This is a genomic window from Brotaphodocola sp., from assembly GCF_050873065.1.
Taxonomy (GTDB): Bacteria; Bacillota; Clostridia; order Lachnospirales; family Lachnospiraceae; genus Brotaphodocola.
Map to the genome: position 1 here is coordinate 1 of NZ_JBNMIC010000120.1, position 1,965 is coordinate 1,965.

The following is a 1,965-nucleotide window of genomic DNA, read 5'->3' on the forward strand; positions in this document are numbered from 1 at the left end:
AATATAAGGAATTGAATATCACAGGCGTATCCAGTCAGGAGGAATTTGAGAACCTTCCATTCTCCAGCAAGGATGATCTGCGCAACGCGTATCCGCTTGGAATCCAGGCAGTGCCGGACGAAGAGGTTGTAAGAATCCATTCCTCTTCCGGAACCACCGGCAAACCGGTCATCATCCCTTATACCGCAAAGGATGTAGATGACTGGGCAACGATGTTCGCAAGATGTTACGAGACGGCCGGAATCACGAAGAAGGATCGCATCCAGATTACACCGGGTTACGGTCTCTGGACTGCAGGAATCGGCTTCCAGCTCGGCTGCGAGAAGCTCGGAGCCATGGCAATCCCGATGGGACCTGGTAACACCGACAAGCAGCTGCAGATGATGGTTGATCTTCAGTCCACCGTCATTACAGCAACCTCTTCTTATGCTTTGCTTCTCTCAGAAGAAATCGAGAAGCGTGGATTAAAGGATAAGATCCGCCTGAAAAAAGGCGTGATCGGTTCGGAGCGCTGGAGTGATAAGATGCGCAAAAGCATCAGGGACGGCTTAGGCATTGAACTGTTTGATATCTATGGACTGACGGAAATCTATGGACCGGGTATCGGTATCAACTGTCCGGGCGAGTCGGCAATCCATTATTGGGATGATTATATTTACATTGAGATCATCGATCCGAAGACCGGCAAGACCGTGCCGGACGGAGAAGAGGGCGAGATTGTTATCACAACACTCGTCAAGGAGGGGGCTCCGCTCATCCGTTTCCGTACACACGATATTTCGCGCATTGTACCGACCAGCTGCAACTGTGAGCGATGCAAGAAATATCCGAGAATCGATAGGGTCGAAGCGACGACATGTTCAAGGTACACGGTGTCAATATGTTCCCGAGCCAGATTGAGGAACTTCTCTCTCAGGTGGACGGTGTATCCAGCGAGTACAACATCAACATCGCACACGATGATGAAATCAACAAAGATGTCATGCTCATCACCTGTGAGGCAGAAGGACGTGTCAGCTTTGAGAAAGCCAAGGAGCATCTGCATGAACTGTTTAAGTCAAGAATCGGTGTCACACCGCGAATCACGGTTGTTCCGGTCGGAACGCTGCCACGTTCGGAGAAGAAGACGAAGCGCGTGATCGATCACAGGGAACTGTAGAAATATCGGATACTATAGTGGAATTTACAGTTGAAAAGTCAATGTTCTTTTGAGCATGAGATGAAGACCAGGCAGAGATTCTTTTTATGCAGACAAGATTAATAAGACTGGCTTCAGAAGAATGGTGTTTGCCAATAGAGAAGATTGTTGAATTATTCAAAAGATTTAATGTTTTGGAATACATAGAAAAAGGTTATGGGATTTTCCAATGTGAGGGTGATGAGACTGTTCTTGATGACATCACAGAGTTTCTGAAGGAAAAGAAAATCAACAAGTAATTATAAGTTATGAGATACACTACCTCTGCATAAACTGTACAAACACAGTAATGCAGAGGTATTTTTTTGAAAACATATATCGAGGAGCGGGCTATCGAGATCGCTAATTATATGATTGAAAACAACGCTACGGTGCGGCAGGCAGCAAAGAATTTTGGAATCAGTAAAAGTACGGTACATAAGGATGTCACGGAGCGTTTAGAGCAGGTGAATCCATCGCTTGCGGCGGAGGCACGTAAAGTAATTGATGTCAACAAATCGGAGCGCCATATCCGCGGCGGGATGGCAACGAAGGAGAAGTATGCGCATCAACACGAGCAGGCAGCGATGTAGCGGACTGCGCCTTTTGTCCCGTAAGTTCGTGTCTAAGAATGCGAGGAAACAATGGGATTGGCATCACAAAGCACCGTATCGAAAGAAAAACAAGGCGAAAATGCCGGAAAAGCTTGCATTATCGGATGGAGAGGTTATAATACTAGGTGGTTCGAAGAACCATGAATTGAATGGGGTGCTCGCGCAGGCGGGCTG

Annotated in this window: 2 protein-coding genes and 1 pseudogene; all 3 read left to right on the plus strand. The window is 47.1% G+C overall.

Going from position 1 to position 1,965, the window contains the following annotated elements; all coding sequences use genetic code 11:
• Positions 1-1,159: pseudogene (locus tag ACR0QE_RS13380) on the plus strand (phenylacetate--CoA ligase family protein); the annotation flags it as partial.
• An 86-nt stretch (positions 1,160-1,245) separates the two neighbouring features.
• Entirely contained in the window at positions 1,246-1,437 is a 192-nt protein-coding gene (locus ACR0QE_RS13385; RefSeq protein WP_432628830.1) for a DUF3791 domain-containing protein, read from the plus strand.
• 66 nt (positions 1,438-1,503) lie between these two features.
• Positions 1,504-1,770 (plus strand): sporulation transcriptional regulator SpoIIID, encoded by a 267-nt coding sequence (gene spoIIID, locus ACR0QE_RS13390; protein ID WP_432628831.1) that lies wholly within the window; start codon positions 1,504-1,506, stop codon positions 1,768-1,770.
• Positions 1,771-1,965 lie beyond the last annotated feature (195 nt).

Bases quoted from the DNA above. Each gene is read 5' to 3' on its own strand.
- ACR0QE_RS13385 (WP_432628830.1), top strand. From the start codon at position 1,246: ATGCAGACAAGATTAATAAGACTGGCTTCAGAAGAATGGTGTTTGCCA.